18 protein-coding genes and 1 tRNA gene are annotated in these 17,924 nt (G+C 61.9%); 10 read left to right on the forward strand and 9 right to left on the reverse strand.

What is annotated here, in order from left to right:
• Window positions 1-82 precede the first annotated feature (82 nt).
• The 4 genes from secA (at window position 83) to ASE49_RS15870 (ending at window position 5,856) form a co-directional block, all read left to right on the forward strand.
• Window positions 83-2,827, forward strand: a complete 2,745-nt coding sequence (gene secA / locus ASE49_RS15855; protein WP_056774941.1) for a preprotein translocase subunit SecA — start codon at window positions 83-85, stop codon at window positions 2,825-2,827.
• Between the two features lie 180 nt (window positions 2,828-3,007).
• Window positions 3,008-3,574, forward strand: a complete 567-nt coding sequence (locus ASE49_RS15860) for a hypothetical protein (RefSeq protein ID WP_235523017.1) — start codon at window positions 3,008-3,010, stop codon at window positions 3,572-3,574.
• The gene (locus tag ASE49_RS15865) at window positions 3,571-4,917 is read left to right on the forward strand and encodes a PepSY-associated TM helix domain-containing protein (RefSeq protein WP_056774738.1); all 1,347 of its coding nucleotides are present in this window, start codon (window positions 3,571-3,573) and stop codon (window positions 4,915-4,917) included. The genes ASE49_RS15860 and ASE49_RS15865 overlap by 4 nt, the downstream gene beginning before the upstream one ends.
• Window positions 4,918-5,004: 87 nt before the next feature.
• The gene (locus tag ASE49_RS15870; protein WP_056774945.1) at window positions 5,005-5,856 is read left to right on the forward strand and encodes a glucose 1-dehydrogenase; all 852 of its coding nucleotides are present in this window, start codon (window positions 5,005-5,007) and stop codon (window positions 5,854-5,856) included.
• Between the two features lie 154 nt (window positions 5,857-6,010).
• Here the strand turns inward: ASE49_RS15870 and ASE49_RS18375 are convergent, their stop codons facing one another.
• Entirely contained in the window at window positions 6,011-6,430 is a 420-nt protein-coding gene (locus tag ASE49_RS18375; RefSeq protein WP_156370356.1) for a hypothetical protein, read from the reverse strand.
• A 66-nt stretch (window positions 6,431-6,496) separates the two neighbouring features.
• On the opposite strand from ASE49_RS18375, the gene ASE49_RS15880 reads away from it, so the two are divergent.
• Window positions 6,497-7,183: a hypothetical protein gene (locus ASE49_RS15880; RefSeq protein ID WP_056774744.1), complete on the forward strand. Its 687-nt coding sequence runs from the start codon at window positions 6,497-6,499 to the stop codon at window positions 7,181-7,183.
• 18 nt (window positions 7,184-7,201) lie between these two features.
• Window positions 7,202-7,693 (forward strand): DUF7694 domain-containing protein, encoded by a 492-nt coding sequence (locus tag ASE49_RS18380; RefSeq protein ID WP_156370357.1) that lies wholly within the window; start codon window positions 7,202-7,204, stop codon window positions 7,691-7,693.
• A gap of 580 nt (window positions 7,694-8,273) precedes the next feature.
• Here ASE49_RS18380 and ASE49_RS15895 read toward each other — a convergent pair.
• The 3 genes from ASE49_RS15895 to ASE49_RS18585 all read right to left on the reverse strand — a co-directional run bounded on the left by ASE49_RS15895 (window position 8,274) and on the right by ASE49_RS18585 (window position 9,166).
• The gene (locus ASE49_RS15895) at window positions 8,274-8,642 is read right to left on the reverse strand and encodes a helix-turn-helix domain-containing protein (protein ID WP_056774750.1); all 369 of its coding nucleotides are present in this window, start codon (window positions 8,640-8,642) and stop codon (window positions 8,274-8,276) included.
• Window positions 8,643-8,653: 11 nt separating this feature from the next.
• Window positions 8,654-8,911 carry a type II toxin-antitoxin system RelE family toxin gene (locus tag ASE49_RS15900; protein WP_056774752.1) on the reverse strand — a complete coding sequence of 86 codons (258 nt, stop codon included), beginning with the start codon at window positions 8,909-8,911 and terminating at the stop codon, window positions 8,654-8,656.
• A 108-nt stretch (window positions 8,912-9,019) separates the two neighbouring features.
• Window positions 9,020-9,166 (reverse strand): hypothetical protein, encoded by a 147-nt coding sequence (locus tag ASE49_RS18585; RefSeq protein WP_200922074.1) that lies wholly within the window; start codon window positions 9,164-9,166, stop codon window positions 9,020-9,022.
• Window positions 9,167-9,322: 156 nt separating this feature from the next.
• Between ASE49_RS18585 and ASE49_RS18390 the strand changes: the two genes are divergently transcribed.
• From ASE49_RS18390 to ASE49_RS15910, 3 genes are read left to right on the forward strand one after another with little or no spacing between them, the layout of a single operon-like run.
• Entirely contained in the window at window positions 9,323-9,520 is a 198-nt protein-coding gene (locus ASE49_RS18390; RefSeq protein ID WP_156370359.1) for a hypothetical protein, read from the forward strand.
• Entirely contained in the window at window positions 9,520-9,786 is a 267-nt protein-coding gene (locus tag ASE49_RS15905; protein WP_056774755.1) for a hypothetical protein, read from the forward strand. Before ASE49_RS18390 ends, ASE49_RS15905 begins: the two co-directional genes overlap by 1 nt.
• The gene (locus ASE49_RS15910; protein WP_056774756.1) at window positions 9,786-10,259 is read left to right on the forward strand and encodes a hypothetical protein; all 474 of its coding nucleotides are present in this window, start codon (window positions 9,786-9,788) and stop codon (window positions 10,257-10,259) included. Before ASE49_RS15905 ends, ASE49_RS15910 begins: the two co-directional genes overlap by 1 nt.
• Before the next feature lie 132 nt (window positions 10,260-10,391).
• On the opposite strand, the gene ASE49_RS15915 is transcribed toward ASE49_RS15910, so the two are convergent.
• Window positions 10,392-10,466, reverse strand: a tRNA-Asn gene (locus ASE49_RS15915).
• A 108-nt stretch (window positions 10,467-10,574) separates the two neighbouring features.
• A complete protein-coding gene (locus ASE49_RS15920) occupies window positions 10,575-11,369 on the reverse strand; it encodes an NAD kinase (RefSeq protein ID WP_056774760.1) in 795 nt (264 codons plus the stop codon).
• A gap of 126 nt (window positions 11,370-11,495) precedes the next feature.
• Here ASE49_RS15920 and ASE49_RS15925 point away from each other — a divergent pair, with 126 nt between their 5' ends.
• Window positions 11,496-12,818, forward strand: coding sequence for an EAL domain-containing protein (locus ASE49_RS15925; RefSeq protein ID WP_235523018.1), 1,323 nt, complete (start codon window positions 11,496-11,498; stop codon window positions 12,816-12,818).
• A gap of 93 nt (window positions 12,819-12,911) precedes the next feature.
• Here the strand turns inward: ASE49_RS15925 and ASE49_RS15930 are convergent, their stop codons facing one another.
• The 3 genes from ASE49_RS15930 to mfd all read right to left on the reverse strand — a co-directional run bounded on the left by ASE49_RS15930 (window position 12,912) and on the right by mfd (window position 17,871).
• On the reverse strand, window positions 12,912-13,733 hold the full coding sequence (locus tag ASE49_RS15930) for a class I SAM-dependent methyltransferase (protein ID WP_082456519.1): 822 nt from the start codon (window positions 13,731-13,733) through the stop codon (window positions 12,912-12,914).
• A gap of 206 nt (window positions 13,734-13,939) precedes the next feature.
• Entirely contained in the window at window positions 13,940-14,395 is a 456-nt protein-coding gene (locus ASE49_RS15935) for a hypothetical protein (RefSeq protein WP_056774766.1), read from the reverse strand.
• Window positions 14,392-17,871, reverse strand: coding sequence for a transcription-repair coupling factor (gene mfd / locus ASE49_RS15940; RefSeq protein ID WP_056774949.1), 3,480 nt, complete (start codon window positions 17,869-17,871; stop codon window positions 14,392-14,394). Before mfd ends, ASE49_RS15935 begins: the two co-directional genes overlap by 4 nt.
• Window positions 17,872-17,924: the final 53 nt, after the last annotated feature.

The following is a 17,924-nucleotide window of genomic DNA, read 5'->3' on the forward strand; positions in this document are numbered from 1 at the left end:
TTCGCGTGCCCGGCTGCATCCGGCGGGCTGCGCGGCTATCCATCATCGACACGAAAATCACGAAATACAGGGGCACACCGCCATGCTCGGCGCACTCGTCAAATCCATCTTCGGCTCGTCCAACGAGCGCTACGTCAAGTCGCTCGACAAGGTCGTCGCCCAGATCAACGCCTTCGAGCCCGCCATGGAGGCCATGAGCGACGCGGAACTGGCGGCGCAAACTCCCAGGTTCCGGCAACTGCTCGCCAACGGATCCTCGCTGGACGATATTCTCCCTGAGGCCTTCGCCACGGTGCGCGAAGCGTCCAAGCGGGTCTTCGGCCTGCGCCACTTCGACGTGCAGATGATCGGCGGCATGGTCCTCCACCGCGGCGAGATCGCGGAAATGCGCACCGGTGAGGGCAAGACGCTGGTGGCGACCACCGCCACGTATCTCAACGCGCTGGAAGGCAAGGGCGTCCACGTCGTCACCGTGAACGATTACCTCGCCCGCCGCGATGCTGAGCAGATGGGCCGGCTCCACGGGTTCCTGGGTCTGACGGTCGGCGTGATCGTGCCCAACCTCAACGAATACGAACGCCGCGAAGCCTACGGCGCCGACATCACGTACGGCACCAACAACGAGTTCGGTTTCGATTACCTGCGTGACAACATGAAGCACGAGCGCGACCAGATGGTGCAGCGCCCCTTCAACTTCGCGATCGTCGACGAAGTCGATTCGATCCTGATCGACGAAGCGCGCACGCCGCTGATCATCTCTGGCCCCACCGATGATAAGAGCGAGCTGTACGTCTCGGTCAACGCGATCGTGAAGGAATTGAACGCCGAGGATTTCGAGGCGGACGAAAAGACCAAGAACATCAGCCTCACCGAAGACGGCGTGGAAAAGGTGGAGCGCATCCTGGAAACCGCCGGGCTGCTCGAGGGCTCGAACCTGTATGACGTCGAAAACACGCAAGTCGTCCACCATCTGGATCAGGCGCTGCGCGCGGTCTTCATGTTCAAGCGCGATACCGACTATATCGTGAAGGACGAAAAGGTCGTCATCATCGACGAGTTCACCGGCCGCATGATGGATGGACGGCGCTGGTCCAACGGCCTGCACCAGGCGGTAGAAGCGAAGGAAGGCGTCCGGATCGAGCCGGAAAACCAGACGCTGGCCTCCATCACCTTCCAGAACTATTTCCGCATGTATCCCAAGCTTTCGGGCATGACCGGCACCGCCGCCACCGAGGCAGGCGAATTCTACGACATCTACAAGATGAACGTCGTCACCATTCCCACCAACGTACCGGTCATGCGCGTGGACGAGGAGGACGAGTTCTACAAGAACACGCTCGACAAGTTCGCCGCGATCGCCAAGCTGATCCGCGAAAAGTACGAAACCGGCCAGCCGGTGCTGGTCGGCACGGTGTCGATCGAAAAGTCGGAGCTATTGTCTGACTTCCTGAACAAGGAGGGGGTCAAGCACTCGGTCCTGAATGCGCGGTTCCACGAAATGGAAGCGCATATCGTGGCGCAGGCGGGCAGCCTTGGCGCGGTGACGATCGCCACCAACATGGCCGGGCGCGGCACCGATATCCAGCTTGGCGGCAACGTGGAATTCCGGGTCGAGGATGAACTGCGCGACATGGCTGAAGGGCCTGAGCGCGATGCCGCGATCGCCAAGATCAAGGCCGAAGTGGCCGAACAGAAGCGCCTGGTGCTGCAGGCGGGTGGCCTGTGTGTCATCGGCACCGAGCGCCACGAAAGCCGGCGCATTGACAACCAGCTGCGTGGCCGCTCCGGCCGCCAGGGCGATCCGGGCCTGTCAAAGTTCTACCTGTGCCTGGAAGACGATCTGCTGCGCATTTTCGGGCCCGACACGCTGTTCTCCAAGATGATGAACAGCAACTTGGCCGATGGCGAGGCGATCGGCTCCAAGTGGCTGTCCAAGGCGATCGAAACCGCGCAGAAGAAGGTCGAGGCGCGCAACTACGAAGTGCGCAAGCAGGTTGTCGAATACGACGACGTGATGAACGACCAGCGCAAGGTCATCTACGAACAGCGCGCCGACATCATGGATTCCGAGACCGTGGACGAAGTGGTGGTGGACATGCGCCACGACACGATCAACGCGATCGTCGCCGATGCGTGTCCGGCGGGCTCCTACCCTGAACATTGGAACATCGAAGGGCTGAAAGAGCGGGTCCGCGATGTGATCAACGTCGATGCGCCGATCGATGCCTGGATCGAGGAAGACGGCATCGAGCCGCAGGACATCGAGGAGCGCCTGACGTCCCTCGCCGATGCGCAGATGACCGAGAAGATGGCGCAGGATGATCCCGCTGTCTGGCGGCAGGTCGAAAAGTCCATCCTGCTTGACCGGCTCGATCACTACTGGAAGGAGCATCTCGCAACCCTGGATGCGCTGCGCCAGGTCGTATTCCTGCGCGCCTATGCGCAGAAAACGCCGATCAACGAATACAAGCAGGAAGCGTTCAGCCTGTTCGAGCGCATGCTGGAAACAATCCGCGAGGACGTGACCCGGATCATCTCGGTCAGCGAGCTGCGCATGCCCGACATGATCGACCTGCCCGAACTGCCGGACTTCCTGACCGGGCATATCGATCCCCTGACCGGCTTCGACGACAGTTACGATGGCGACGGGTCTGAACAGCGCCCGCAACTGTTCGCCAACCTTGCCAGCAGCCCGCAGGGCGTGACGCCCGCAGATGGCCTGCGGACCGGCGATAACCCGTGGGCCGGGCAGGACATCAGCCGCAACGCCCCATGTCCGTGCGGTTCGGGGAACAAGTATAAGCATTGCCACGGCGCGCTGGTCTGAGCGACCAGCGCGGACGGAGCGCGCTTTTTCCATGCGTTGAGGGTCCCTTTGGTTCCACCGACGCGCTCTTGATAATGAATATCAGCTGCATTAAGGCTGACCCATGTATTGGGTCAGCCTTAATGTTCTGACGCCGTGTGGCGCCGCTTTTTCGGTTCCCCGCGCGTCATGACCGCCGATTTGCTCCTTTTTGCTGCGGTCGCTTTCGCCGTTTTCGGCATCGCTGTGCTGCGATGGGCGTGGGGGCTCGCGCGCCGTTCGCACGCCATCACCGGCGGCGGCTGGCTGTTGGTCCTGCTGGGTACTATCCTGGGCTGGCTTGGTGATGGCGCCTGGGGCACGGCCATCGTGGCGCTTGGCGCGATGACGACTGCGCTGGCACTGCTGGCTTTTGCGGCGTCCACATCCAAGCCAGGCAAAGTCCCTGCATCCACGCGGCGCACGGGCATGCTGCCCGAAGGCGATGAACCCAAACGCATCGGCGCGCGAACATTGACATTCGTTCTCGCCGGCCTGGTTTGCGCAGTAGTGTCGATTGGCATTGCAGTGGCTGCCAACATGTTGGCGAAGGCCCTCGGCCTTGGCGCCGCCGATGCGCTGGCGTTGGCGTTTTTCGCGATGCCGCTGGCGTGGACGGTCTTGTCCTATGCCGTGCTTATGGCGACGGAACGACGCCGGCAGATCCGGATATTGGCCTATGCCAGCGTGCCCTCCTGGGTCGTTGCGACAATGGCGGTGATGACATGACGAATGCGCCTGAGCCTTCCACCATCAAGCGCGCGCTGACCTCCCACGCGGCTATCGGCCTGCTTGTAGGTGCGCTGCTCTATGTCGTTTGCCTGACCGGCACGATCGTGGTGTTTTTCGCCGAGTTGCAGCGATTTGAACAACCGCATGTGCCGGAAATGCGCACGATCTCACCAGACGCGGTGCAGCGGGGGGTAGAGGCGGTGCTGGCGCGGGAGAGCGCCAAGCCTGCGTCCGGGCATATGTACGTTCATCTGCCCGTGGAGGATCTGCCGCGTGCCACGATCACCACCGACAGCGGCGCTGTGCATCTGCAGCCCGACGGGCGGCTTGCCAATGACGAACAGGTCGCATGGTCCGATTTTCTCGTGGCGCTGCATTATACCCTCAACATTCCCGGCGTGATCGGCATCACCCTTGTCGGCGCGCTGGGCGTAATGATCCTGGCGCTGTCCCTGTCCGGCGTGATCGCCCACCCGCGCATCTTTCGCGATGCCTTCCGGCTGCGCGCGCGGGACACCGGCGGCTTGGCGCTGGCGGACTGGCACAATCGGCTAAGCGTGTGGTCGCTGCCATTTTCCGTTGCCGTGGCTTTGACCGGTGCGGTGATCGGGCTGGCGTCTCTTACTGCGTATGTAATGGCCGCCCGCGATCACAAGGGCGATCTGGAAGCGGTGTACGCCCCGATCTTCGGCGCGGAAGGCAAGCCCGACAAACGCAAGGCCGCCGCGCCCAACGTCGGCGCCGCGCTGGCGTATATGGCCGCGCATTACCCGGCCACGACGGTGACGTACGTCATCGTCCACGAACCCGCGACGGTGGGCCAGGAGATCCAGATCACCGCCGAACATCCACGCCGCCTGATCTACGGCGAGAACTACCGATTTGACGCCCAAGGTCAGTTTCGCGGCACCGTGGGTCTCTCTGATGGCGCAGTGGGGCAGCAGATCGCGTCCTCCAATTACCGGCTGCATTTCGGAACGTTCGCCGGGCTTCCGGTGAAGTTGGCCTACCTCGTGTTCGGGTTTGCCCTGAGCGCGATCTGCGCCACGGGAACATACATCTGGCTGGGCAAGCGACGCCGGCGCGGGCATCACGAGCCGCGTCTGCTCAAGGCATGGGACGCCGTGGTGTGGGGCGCGCCGCTGGCCTTGACGCTCACCTTGCTAGGGCGTTTCGCGATCGGCAATGCGGCGCCGTTTGCGCTGATCTTCTGGGTTGGACAGGCGGTGCTCATCGCAGCGGCCTGCGCTCCGTTTGACCCGGCGAGGTTTCGCAAGGTCTTGCAGGTCGGGCTTGCGGTCTGTCTCGTGCTCGCGGTCGTGGTGGGCGCCGCGCGATAGTTCGCTCATGCGCCCGGCACAACAAAGGATGTTATCCCGGGCCAACCTGTCAGCGTGATCTTCGTTCTGCCTGCAAAGGAGATCCGCATGACCGAAACAATCAAGATGATTCACGAAGATGCGCTTCCCGGTAGCGAGGCCGGGCTTGAGCCAAAACCAGAATGGCAGCCGCGGTACCCCGGTTCCGGCAGGCTCAAAGGCAAAGTCGCGATCGTCACTGGCGCGGACAGCGGCATCGGGCGGGCAGTGGCGGCGCTCTATGCGCGCGAGGGCGCCGACATCGCGATCGTCTACATTCTGGAAGACGAGGACGCACGGGAAACCCAGCGGATCGTCGAGGCGGAGGGACGCCATGCGATCACCATCAAGGCAGACGTGGGATCGCGCGCGATGTGCGACAATGTGGTGCAGGAAACTCTGGCGGCATTCGGCAGGATCGATGTGCTGGTGAACAACGCCGGCGAGCAGCATCCGGACAAAGAGATCACCGACATTTCCGAAGAGCAACTGCGGCGTACGTTCCAGACGAACATCTTCGGCATGTTCTTCATGGTCCAGGCGGCGCGCCCTTACCTCAAAAGTGGGGCCGCGATCGTAAACTGCACCAGCGTGACGATGTACCAGGGCGAAAGCGAACTACTGGATTACAGCTCCACCAAGGGGGCCATCACCGCATTCACCCGCTCGCTGTCGGAGAACCTGATCAAGCACGGCATTCGGGTGAACGCGGTAGCGCCGGGGCCAATCTGGACACCGCTCAACCCGTCAGGCGGGGCAAGCCCCGAAAAGCTGGAGCATTTCGGAGAAGGCACGCCGATGGGCCGCTGCGGACAACCCAACGAGGTCGCGCCCGCGTTCCTGTTTCTCGCATGTGAGGATGCCAGCTACATGAGCGGGCAGGTGCTGCACCCCAATGGCGGAACTATCGTGAACGGATGAATGATGCGGGCGGCGGGTTGCCGCCGCCCGGCTTTCCGAGCCGCCAGATGAAGTTGGGCCAGTCACCAGATAAACCGACGCGGCAATCCAGACTAATCATTTGCGAGTGACTTCGTAAGGGGAGGTTTGGCGTAATTTTTAAAGCTAACATGTTTCAAAAATTTAACGTTATTTCGGACGTATCTTCAATGTAACCGCCTTCATCAAGCAGGATGGATGGTGAGGGACGTTGAGGCTCGTCAGATTGTTGAAATGGCTCTGGAGCCTTTCGTCTATTCATCGCTGCCCGTATGAGCGCGTCGATTGTTCCAAGCATGATCTCTGCTGGGATTGCGCCTGCGACAAGCACTGGTGAAGACGCGCCGAGTTCAACACTCTCTTGCAGGCTGTCCATGGCCTGATCGAAGACTTCGACACCGTGACCGCGCCCGAGAAGTTGCAGGCACTGGTCAACACGGCATTCAAGGGCCTGCCAGCTTCGGCCACCCGTCAGCCTCTCGCCCTCGCGGCCGATAACGCGCACCTCGCCCCAAAGGGCGGCGGTAAGCCGACGATCCGGGCGAACGCTGGACACGGTGGCCGTCAGCCTCTCGCCCTCCCGGCCGATCGCGGCTTCCCCGCACCCAACGGAGACTAACCCATGTTCCGCGAAACCCTCCCACAGGGCCCAACGCCCGCCGTCCCGCTCAAGTCGTCGCCAGATCGCACCCGCATCCTCGACGAAAAGCGCTACTGGCCTGACGAGCGCGCTTGCCCCAACTGGCCGCACCTGCCTGGTAACATGCGGTACGACGGCATGACGGGGAAAGCCGGCGCAGAGCAGCGCCTGTCCGTAATTGGCCAAATCCTCAACCAGGCCGCAACATCGCTGCACATTCCTTCGTCTGACGAGGTGATTGCCGAATTCTCCCGCGTGTTCCGTCGCAGCGGCACCTTCTACAACTGGCCCGCGATCGGCATCCTCGACCTTAGCCCGCTCGGCATGATGGCCGAAAAAGACGCCATGCTCATGGTCGAGGCCTGTCACATTCGCGGTTACCTGAGGAAGCTGGAAGCCGCCGCAAAGCGCGATGAAGAATCCGCGAAGGAGCGCAAGCAGTCCGAGGCACGCCGCGCCCTGGAAGAGTACCGCTCAACGGTTCCCAGCTATGTCGAGGAACTCAGCGGCCTTGCGGACGCGGTTGCCCGCCACCAGCAGCGTCTCGACGACGAGAAGGCCGTCCAGCGCACGCAGATGCTTCGCCAGCACGCTGAGACGCTTCACAGCAGCGCCGTACAGGCCGCTCACACGCTCGGGCTCAGCGTGCCCGAAGCGCCTGAATTCTGAGGCCAAAGGGAATCAGCCATGGACGTCGCAGCGCTCAACTTTCCGGCCGTCGCTCGTCCTGGCGGTCCAGATCGAATTGGCACCTTCGCGCGCACTATCGATCCAGTGATCGATCGCGCCGCCGTAAGTGCGGACATCGTAAAGCGGTCGCATGCGCCCGTTGACGGTAAGCAGGCCGCAAGCCAAGCTGCCGTGTACCATGCGCACATGATGAACGCGGGTGCCCAATGGTGGCACAATGCCGACTACCTCGTTCAAGCGACTTTATCGTCAGCAGCCGGGTTCGCTGGCGCTAATGAGCCTCCGGTCCTCTGGCTTAGGATTTACCGTCACGACGGGAAACGCCTGCCCAACCATTGGCAGGACCTCCAGGCGATCAAGTCCGAGTTGGTCGGACCTGAATTCGAGGCGGTCGAGATCTATCCGAAGGAGAGCCGCCTCAAGGATGGCGAGAACTCATATCACCTCTGGGTTCCGCTCGGCTGGCCCTTTCCGTCTTTACCTCAATGACATCGCCCGCCTCTGGCAAATCGCTCCAGTTCCAGTCGCTTATCTTAACGCTGCTATCCCAAATCTCGATCGCCATGCCCACTCCTGTTCCCACGCGGATCTGCGCGATAGGCGAACATGGGATATCCTCAGATTGAGGTAAAGGGGGGAGGGCGGTTCACGCTCCCCTATGTTGAGCATAGGGCGTCGGTATTGCTGGAAGCAAAATCGTCAATTGGAGTTTCAACGCAAAATGCTGCGAAACTCAGTTCTCGCGGAAGAATCAACGATGTTCAATCGCAGCATTTTGCGGCGATTGAAAGTAGACGGTTCGATGGCTCGGCTTTGATCCATTCTGAGATTGAGGACGGGTCGTTTCCAGGAACGACACCCACCAATGGTGGACGTGAGATGATCCAAATCTGGACCATCCCCCATTGGGGGTTTTGCGGCACCATGTCGCAAATCTGCGTCATCTCACTTCCTCAAATTGAGGCCGTCAGTTCGTCTGGCAGATCACCGATAGATTGGGTGCAGCAGGAAGCGCAGTGGACGGAAATCGACGGGTCAACCCAATCGGCTTTGGTATCGAGATTGCTCATCAGTGATGATCCGGCATTTCCAAGGCCCAGACAGGGACCTGGAGAGCATCTGCCAGCTTCTCCAGCGTCGCCTTCCTCGCCTTGCTTCCCCTCGCCTCCACACGCGCCAGCGCTGGCTGGAGCATACCGGAAGCCTTGGCTAGCGCGTCCTGCGTCATATCGCGATGGACGCGCCACGCTGCGATAGGCGTCGCGCCGGCCAATATACCATCCACTACCTCGGAAGGAATGGTGAAGTCGCTCTCCGCAACCGCGCGGTCAGCGGCCATAATGTCCGCCGCATCAATCAAAGCGCGATAATCAGCCTCGGTAATCACGACCAGCGCGGTGCCATCGGGCGCGGTGATCTTTTGTGCATGGTAGGTCATCGTCTGCCCTTTCAATCGTAGACGCCGCCGCGCGGCCCAATTTCGATGATGGCCAATACCACCAGATCAATCGTGAAGATCACTCGCCAGTCACCAACCCGGAGACGGCTGTAATCCGAGCCTTTCAGTTCGGTCACGTTGTTAGCGAGGCTGGCCGGATCGGTCGCAAGCTGGTCGATCTTGCCGCGAATGGTGCGCGCAGAGTTGGCAGGCATCTTGAGCAGCGTCTTGGCTGCCTGCTTGGTGAAGGTGATGTCCCGCTTGCTCATGCAGCGGTTATAACACAGTGTATAACACTTGCAAGCGGTAATGTTATATTTTCTCGATTAATCTGATGTGAGATTTTGCGGCATGGCGGCTCAAATGCCAAACTTGCCTCATGGGATCAGCCCCCGCAGCGGATCGTGGTCGGACCCAAGGCCCTTTTCGACCAGGCGGCGGATCGCTTCGGCGCGTGATGGGATATCCACCTGCTTACGGCGCCAGTCGTCGATCGCCTCAAGCCACTCTGGTGAAACGGACATTATGAAGCGTGTGGATTTCAATTCAGCCATAGGCATCACTGATATCATTTTACACTTGACATGCAATAGATATAGCCGATATCAGTGATGCAAGCCGAGAGGAGGTTGCACCCTCACTCCCGGCCCTGACCTCAACCGTCTTAGTGGAGACAAATCATGGCTGGAAACGTCATACCCATTCGTGCGCGTGCTGCCAAGAGCGGATACGCTCCTGATGTTGTGCCTTTCGACAGCAGCAACCCCGCGCACATCAACGCTTGGAACACTTTGTTCGCCTTGGGCTGGGCTGAAAGCAAGTTCCGCGACAAAGAGCGTCGGGAGCGCACGGCGCGGGTCGGCATGGAGGTTGTGTGATGGGCGAAATCGTCAAATTTCCCTACGCTGTCGAGGTTGAGCGCAAGGTCCGCCATGCCCAGCGCATGATCACATTCCACGAGGAGCGTATTGAAAACGGCGGCGGAGGCGGGGAGGCGCTCCTCAAGGCGCGGCTGTCGGAAAGCATGCTGCCAGATTATCAGGCTGATCTACGCAAGGCGCTTGCCGAGAAGGCTTTTTTCGACGCTGGGAGCGTCCTGCAATTCAATGGCCGCGCTTACGCAGAAATGGCGGGGAGGGCGTGATGTCAGCTATATCCCAGACGACCTACAACCTCGCCCTGACGGCGCAGGCAGCGTCCACGATGGGCGTTGACGCCAAGTGGGACGCAGCCGTTGCGAATTACCTCCGTGCCTACTCTCTAATGCAGGCGGATGACGAGTACGGCGCGCATAACAAAGCGCATAACGCCTCCCTGATGCACCGATTTGAGCTTGAGGGGCAATTCGGGAAAGGGTGGCGGCACCATCCGGGCGCCAGTGAAGAAGTAACCCGGATGGATGCAGACCTTGCCGTTGCGCGGGAGGCGCACAACCAAGCCTATATCGCGCCCTACTGGAAGGCGCTGCGCGATCTGGTGGCAACCCCGTCACCAAGCATCGTCGCGGCGACGTTCAAGAGCCTGCTGATCACCGCCGAGGAAATCTACAACGACAGCGCGATGATTGCGGATTGCATGACGATCGTTGCCGAGGATTTTGCCCGGCTGGCGGCGTGACGGATACCCGAACGACTAAACGATGGCCCTCGCTAGCTGCGGGGGCCTTTTCATAAGTGGTGCACTTTTGTGGGAACGGGAAATGGGCTGAGCCAGATTTCCGTTACAAACCAACACTTTATGAGAAATTGTTGGCTCCCCGAGTAGGATTCGAACCTACGGCCATTCGATTAACAGTCGAATGCTCTACCGCTGAGCTATCGGGGAGCGGCCTGTCGGTGTCTCCACCGCCGGGCAGGGGTGCGCCTATAACAGCGTGGTCGAAGTTGGCAACCCCGACATGGCAAAAATGGCATCGATTTTTTTGCGCGTCGCTCAAACCTGGAATTGTTCGGCGAAGATCCGCTCCTCCAGCGTAAAGCCGGGGTCGAACAGCAACGTCAGCTCCTTTTCGGCGCTGGCGGAAATGCGTACGACGGCGACATCGCGCACTTCCTTGTGGTCGGCCACGGCGGCGACCGGGCGCTTGTCCGGTTCGAGGATGCGAAACTCCACCTCGGCGCTTTCCGGCAGGATGGCGCCTTTCCACCGGCGCGGGCGGAACGGGTTGAGCGGGGTCATCGCCAGCATCCGGCTGCCCAGCGGGAGGATCGGGCCGTGGGCGGACAGGTTGTAGGCGGTTGAGCCTACCGGCGTTGCCACCAGGATGCCGTCCCCCGCAAGTTCGTCCATGCGGACGCGGCCATTGATGCGCACTTCCACTTTGGCGCTTTGGCGTGTTTCGCGCAGGAGCGAGACTTCGTTGATGGCGTGATACGTGTGGGCCGTTCCGGACCGCGTCACGGCTTGCATACGCAGCGGGCGGACCGGAACCTGATGGGCTTCGGCGATGCGCTGGGCGATCGGCGCCGGGCTGGCGGGGCCGTTCATCATGAACCCCACAGTGCCAAGATTCATTCCGAACACAGGCTTCAGCTGGTCCCAGTCCAGCATGTCATGCAGCACGTGAAGCAGAAACCCGTCGCCGCCCAGCACCACCAGCACATCCGCGTCCGCTGCGGGAACCCACGGATGGGATTCGCGCAAGGCCTGCGCGCCCGCCTGCGCTTTGGCGCTGTCCGACACGATCAGTGCCAGGCTGGCCTGGGATAAATTCGTGTCCGTCGTCATCGGCTCTCCAAAAAACACGCGTGTTCTATCCCATTACGGGACCGGGGCTCGCGAATTTTGAGGGGTTTTGCAAGGGCTTTACGCTATGCCCACGCGATGGGCGCCAAACCTCACAAAACGGTCCGAATGCATTCCAAGGGCATCGCCTACCGGCTGACCGGCATCCCCGGGCTTGATGCGGTCCATGATCGCATTGCAGCCTGGCGTGAGGATCCCGTGCTGATGCCGCATCTGGCGCATGTCCATGCCATGCTGCTCAGCTTGCGCCGCCTGGATGCCATTAACATGGCCTATGGTGCGGCTGCGGGCGATGGCGCGCTGGAGGAAGTGGCCGCGCGTATCGGCCAGTTCGCCGAAGAAGAACTTGATGGTCCGTGGATGCTGGCACGCGCCGGGGGCGGTAGTTTCCTGCTGGTCGCCAACGAGGCGTGCAGCCGCGAGCGCTGGCAGTTGTTCGCCGACCAGCTTGCCGACATGATCGCGCGGCCCATCCCGGTGCCCTCGGGCATCCTGCGCTTGTCGCCACGGGTCGCACTGATCCGCGGGCTGGGCGAAGAAACCGTGGAGTCCATGCTCGATCGGTTGGGCCATGCTCTGGGCGACGCGCACGACCAGCACGGCGCGCGCCTGGCCTGGGCCGATGGCGAGATTACCCCGCCAGGCCGCTCGGCGCAGCAACTGGAAGCAGACTTGCTCGGCGCGATCGACCGGGACGAGATCGAGGTGTTGTTCCAGCCGCAATTCAACCTGCCGGACGATGATCTGACCGGTGCGGAGGCGCTCGCGCGCTGGAACCACCCACAGCTCGGCCGCATTGGTGCAGGCGCGCTGTTCGCCATTGCCGAACGGGCTGATCATGTGGGACCGCTATCGCGCCACATCGCGCAAAAGGCGATGGCGGTTGCCAAGGCATGGCCGGGAACGCTGCGCCTTTCCATCAACGTGACCGCAGCCGACCTCGCATTCGGTAGTTATACGCGCCAGATGCTGAATCTGGTGCGCGAGAGCGGCTTTCCGCCGCGCCGGCTGACGTTGGAGATCACCGAGCAGGCGCTGATCGGCGACATCGAGCTTGCCGCACAGACGATGGCGGAATTTTCCGCGCAAGGCATCCGCATCGCGCTCGACGATTTCGGCGCGGGCTTCTGCAACTTCCGGTACCTGAAAGTGCTACCGATCCACTACCTCAAACTCGATCGCTCGATGATCGACGGGATCACGGCTGACCGGCGCGACGTGGCCGTGCTGCGCGCGATCGTGGCGATGGCCAGGGCGCTCGATCTGGAAGTGATTGCCGAGGGTATCGAGGAGGAGGCGCAGCGCCTCGTCGTTGCGCGCGAAGGGTGCGCATATTTTCAGGGATTTCTGCGCGCCCAGCCGATGAGCGCGGCGATGTTCGCCAAACTCGCGCGCGCGCAGGACGATCCGCTTTACGAGAAGCGCGCCTAGGGGCACGGTTTCCGGCATGTGATGGTGCGCGTGGACAGGACGAGCCCCGCACCGTGTGTTAGCGCTACAGCAAGAGAACCGAAGCATGCCAGATCAAGCGTTGACGCCAGGTTTGCCGAACACCACGACATCCTGATGATCGTCCCAGTCTCGCTCGCTAAAACCCAAGATGCGGATGTCGTCCAATTTGGATAATCCGTTCATCAGCCAGCCCGGGCTCGTCAAAGCAACCCCGTAACTTTCCTGCGCGTTGAACAGCGATGCCCGCAAGTCGGTGTTGTAGTCCACAAAGCCGAAGCCTTTTTCATGATACTGATGACGTGCGACGTCAAACAGATCATCCTCTATCAGCTTCCATTTATGGTCCTGGATATGAAGTACATGGCGGCCTTCCAGTGTGACGACGGCAATCCCGGAGGGCGATAATGATCGAGAGATAAAGTCAATCGTCGACCAGAAAAGCGCCTCCGGCAAATGGGTCAGCAGAGAACCGCAGAAAATCAGATCCCAGGTTCCGACATCCAGTTGATCAAGGTTTTCCTTCGAAAGAAGGGGCACCGTCGCAAATCGGCTGGCGCAAAAATCGACATGGCTCGCGTAGAGATCGCAGCCTCCGATTTGGGCGTCCGGAAACATTGCGCGCAAATGGCGAGTCACTCGGCCAGAACCACAGGGGAAGTCTAAAATGCGCTGGGGTACATCACGACCGGCGCATAATAAGGATTGAACAACGATTCGCATCGCATCGTAACCGACGTCGAAATAGTGTTGACGATGCCACGCTGTAGGAAATTCATTTTCCTTATCGGTCGGGTCCAGCGTTTCGTCGATGCCATTTTTTATATAGGATTCCCACAAGGCCATATACTTGGCGGAAAATGATGGGAAGCGACGCGAAACGGGTGAGATCGACATTTAGAAACCCTTGATAGACAAGCTTTGTGATCGGTCGGCTGATCCGTATGCATTCAAAGCACGTCTTGGCTATGACGCCTAGGCGCTGAAGATGCAGTCCACAGATCACGGATACTTGAGATCCCGGAATGTGCGAGAATAAGAGATACGCTAGCTCTTTACCGTACTGGCACCGCAAGTGCGCTGTTGACACGACGCAAATACAGTCAGGAACGGGCCGCCAGCTGCTGGCCTATCCGGGGTGCACGCATGTCCGGCCACAAAAGCCCCTGCAGGTGTGCATCGGAGGGGTGGATTACGCGCAGCACACGACCATGCTGTGTCAGCAGCGCGCCTAAGGTGTTTGCGGCGGGCTTGCCTGCGACCGGCACTGCGAGGGTCGCGATTGCCGCTTCATCGCACCATTGCGGCAGCTTGCGCATGGCGTGCGCGTGCGCGCCGGAATTGCGGAACGCGCGCATGGGCTGGTTGCCGTGCCACACGGACACGGTCCAGAACGTCAGTTTCGGTCCCAGAGCGAGGTATCCGCTATGGAAGCCGGGGGTCTGTACGATCTGGCGGTTGATAGCCGCCGCGCTGTGGAAAAACATTGGAAGCAGCCACCAACGCCGCAAGCGCAGCCGGGTGATCGACAGGATATAGCCCGGCGCGTTGCTGCTCATCCCTTGCGGGCCACAGCGCTCAAGCCCTTGGTCAATTGCAGCAGGCCGTTCAGGCGGCTTTTGGGGTCGCCCCAGGCGCGTTGCAGCACCAGCTTGTTGTCCGGCCGCAGCTTGATCGCGCCTTGCAGGCGCTCGGTATAGGCGATCAGGCCTTCGGGGTTGGGGAAGCTGTCATTGTGGAAGCTGACCAGCGTGCCGCGCGGCCCCACGTCGATCTTGGCGATATGTGCCTCGATCGCCTGCCGCTTGATCTGGATCAGCTGAACGAGATTGGCGGTGGGCTGGGGCAGGGGGCCGAACCGGTCGATCATCTCGGCGGAAAGCGATTCGATTTCCTGCCGGCTTTCGGCATCATTGAGGCGGCGATATAGCGCCATGCGCACCGCCAGATCGGGCACGTATTCTTCCGGGATCATGATCGGCGCTTCGACCGTAATCTGCGGCGAGAGACCGGTGGTGTCCTTCTCCAGCCCCACACCGCCCGCGCGCGCGGCCAGGATCGCGTCCTCCAGCATCGATTGGTACAGTTCGAAGCCGACTTCGCGGATGTGGCCGGACTGCTCGTCGCCCAGCAGGTTGCCGGCACCGCGAATGTCCAGGTCGTGGCTGGCCAGCTGGAAGCCTGCGCCCAGCGAATCGAGGTCGCCCAGCACCTTGAGCCGCTTTTCCGATACTTCGCTCAGCGCCTGCCCGGCAGGGGTGGTGAGGTAGGCGTAAGCCCGCAGTTTGGAGCGGCCCACCCGCCCGCGCAGCTGGTACAGCTGGGCCAGCCCGAACCGGTCGGCACGGTGGATGATGATCGTGTTGGCGCGGGGAATGTCGAGGCCGGATTCGACGATGGTGGTCGAGAGCAGGACCTCGTACTTGCCCTCGTAGAAGGCGCTCATGCGCTCTTCCACCTCGCCCGCGCTCATCTGCCCGTGCGCGGCGATGCTGTTGATTTCGGGCACGTGCTTGCGCAGCCAGTCCTCAACCTCGGGCATGTCGGATATGCGGGGCACGACGATGAAGCTTTGTCCGCCGCGATGATGCTCGCGCAGCAGCGCCTCGCGCATCACCATGTCATCCCACTCCATCACGTACGTGCGCACGGCCAGCCGATCGACCGGCGGGGTCTGGATGGTGGACAGTTCGCGCAGGCCGGACATCGCCATCTGCAGCGTGCGCGGGATCGGCGTTGCGGTGAGCGTCAGCACATGCACGTCGGCGCGCAGTTGCTTGAGCTTTTCCTTGTGGTTGACGCCAAAGCGCTGCTCCTCATCGACGATGACGAGCCCCAGTCGCTTGAAGTTGACGGACTTGGACAGGATCGCATGGGTGCCGCACACCACATCCATCGTGCCCTCGGCCAGCCCCTCGCGGGTCGCCTTGGCTTCCTTTTCAGGGACCAGACGCGACAGCCGCCCGACGTTGAGGGGAAAGCCGCCGAACCGCTCGGCAAAGCCGGCGTAATGCTGGCGCGCAAGCAGGGTGGTGGGGGCGACGACAGCCACCTGGTGCCCGGCCATTGCCGCCACGAACGCCGCGCGCAGAGCGACCTCGGTCTTGCCGAATCCCACGTCGCCGCAGACCAGCCGGTCCATCGGCCGCCCGCTCGACAAGTCCTCAAGCGTATCGCCGATCGCGGCTTCCTGGTCTTCGGTTTCCTGCCAGGGAAAGCGATCGACGAACTGGTTGAAGGCGGATTCGTCCGCCACCATCACCGGCGCTTCGCGCAGCGCGCGTTCGGCCGCGGTCTTCATCAGTTCGCCGGCGATTTCGCGGATGCGTTCCTTCAGCTTCGCGCGGCGACGCTGCCAGGCTTCCCCGCCCAGCTTGTCCAGCACCGCGCCTTCGCTCTCGCTGCCGTAGCGCGACAGGACGTCGAGGTTTTCGACCGGGATGTAGAGCTTGTCGCCACCGGCATACGTAAGCATCACGCAGTCGTGCGGGGACTTGCCGACCGGAATGGATTGCAGGCCCTCGTACCGGCCGATGCCGTGATCCATGTGGACGATCAGGTCGCCCGGCGTCAGCGCGGCCAGCTCGGCCAGGAACGCGTCGGAATCCTTCTTGCGCTTCTTGCGGCGCACCAGCCGGTCACCAAGAATGTCCTGTTCGGTGATGACTTCGAAGGCATCATTGGAAAAGCCGGTTTCCAGCGGCAGCACCAGCGCGGCGGACCGGCCCTGCACGGCCAGGCCCAGCGCCTCCTGCCAGGTATCGGCAAGGAGCGGCTCCGGCCCTTCGGCTTCGCCCAGGATCGAGGCCAGGCGGGCGCGGCTACCGGTGGAATAGGCCGCCAGGATCGCCTTGCGTCCAGACTTGGCGATCGCCTTCAGGTGCTTGGCCGCCGCTTCGTAGGCATTGTCGCCGCGCGCGCGTTCGGGGGCAAAGTCTCGCGCGTTGCCGAACCCGAAGTCGATGACCTTGCCGGTTTCGGGCTGCGCGAACGGATCGGCGCGGTGCACCGGGTGGGCGGCCAGCAAACCGTCGAACTCATCCTTGGACAGATAGAGCGCGTCGGTCGCCAGCGGGCGGTAAGAGCCGGCTTTCTGGCCCGAGGTTTCCAGCCGCGCCTTGTGATAATCGGCGATGTCCGCCGCGCGCTCTTCTGCTCCGCCCAGCGCGGCGCTGTCGATCACGATCACGTCGTCATGGCCCAGATGATCGAACAGGGTGACCAGCCGGTCCTCGAACAAGGGCAGCCAGTGCTCCATGCCCGCGAGCCGTCGCCCGTCACTCACCGCCTGATACAAAGGATCGGCAGTGGCGTTGGCACCGAACATCTCGCGGTACCGGGTGCGGAAGCGCTTGACCGTATCGTCGTCCAGCAAGGCCTCGCTGGCGGGGAGCAGCAAGTGGTCGGGAACCGTGCCGGTGGACCGTTGGGTGCCGGTATCGAACAGGCGCAGCGTTTCCAGCTCGTCGCCGAAGAAATCGAGCCGCAGCCCGCCTTCCAGGCCCGAGGGCACGATATCGAAAATCGAGCCGCGCACCGCGAACTCGCCCGCATCGATCGCTGTATCACTGCGCTGGTAGCCCTGCCGGCGCAGCAGCGCGATCAGGCTTTCGTGGCCCACTTCCATCCCCGGCTTGAGCAGGCGCACCGATTCGCGGATGCGGAACGGGGTAAGCACCCGTTGCAGCACGGCGTTGGTCGTGGTGACGAGCAGTTGCGGGCCGGACCGCTTCAGCTGCAGGCGGTGCAGCGCGGCCAGCCGGCGGGCGCTGACCGACAGCGCCGGGCTGGCGCGATCGTACGGCAGGCAGTCCCACGCGGGAAACTCGATCACGTCGAGTTCGGGCGCGAAGAAGGCAGCGGCCTGTGCCACTGCGCTCATCGCCGCCTCGTTGTCCGCTACGAACACCGCGCGGCCCTTTGCGGCGGCGGCGCGGGCAAGGTCGGCCATGACAAGCGGCTGCGCCCCGCGTGTCACCGAAGCGAGGGTCAGCGGCGCGGTCGCCGTGAGGATACGGGAAAAATCAGCTGTCATGGGGATAAACGGCGCGATATGCGCCAAACGCGGCAAATTCAATCGTCTTGCGC

The sequence above is a fragment of the Novosphingobium sp. Leaf2 genome (assembly GCF_001421325.1).
Lineage (GTDB): Bacteria > Pseudomonadota > Alphaproteobacteria > Sphingomonadales > Sphingomonadaceae > Novosphingobium.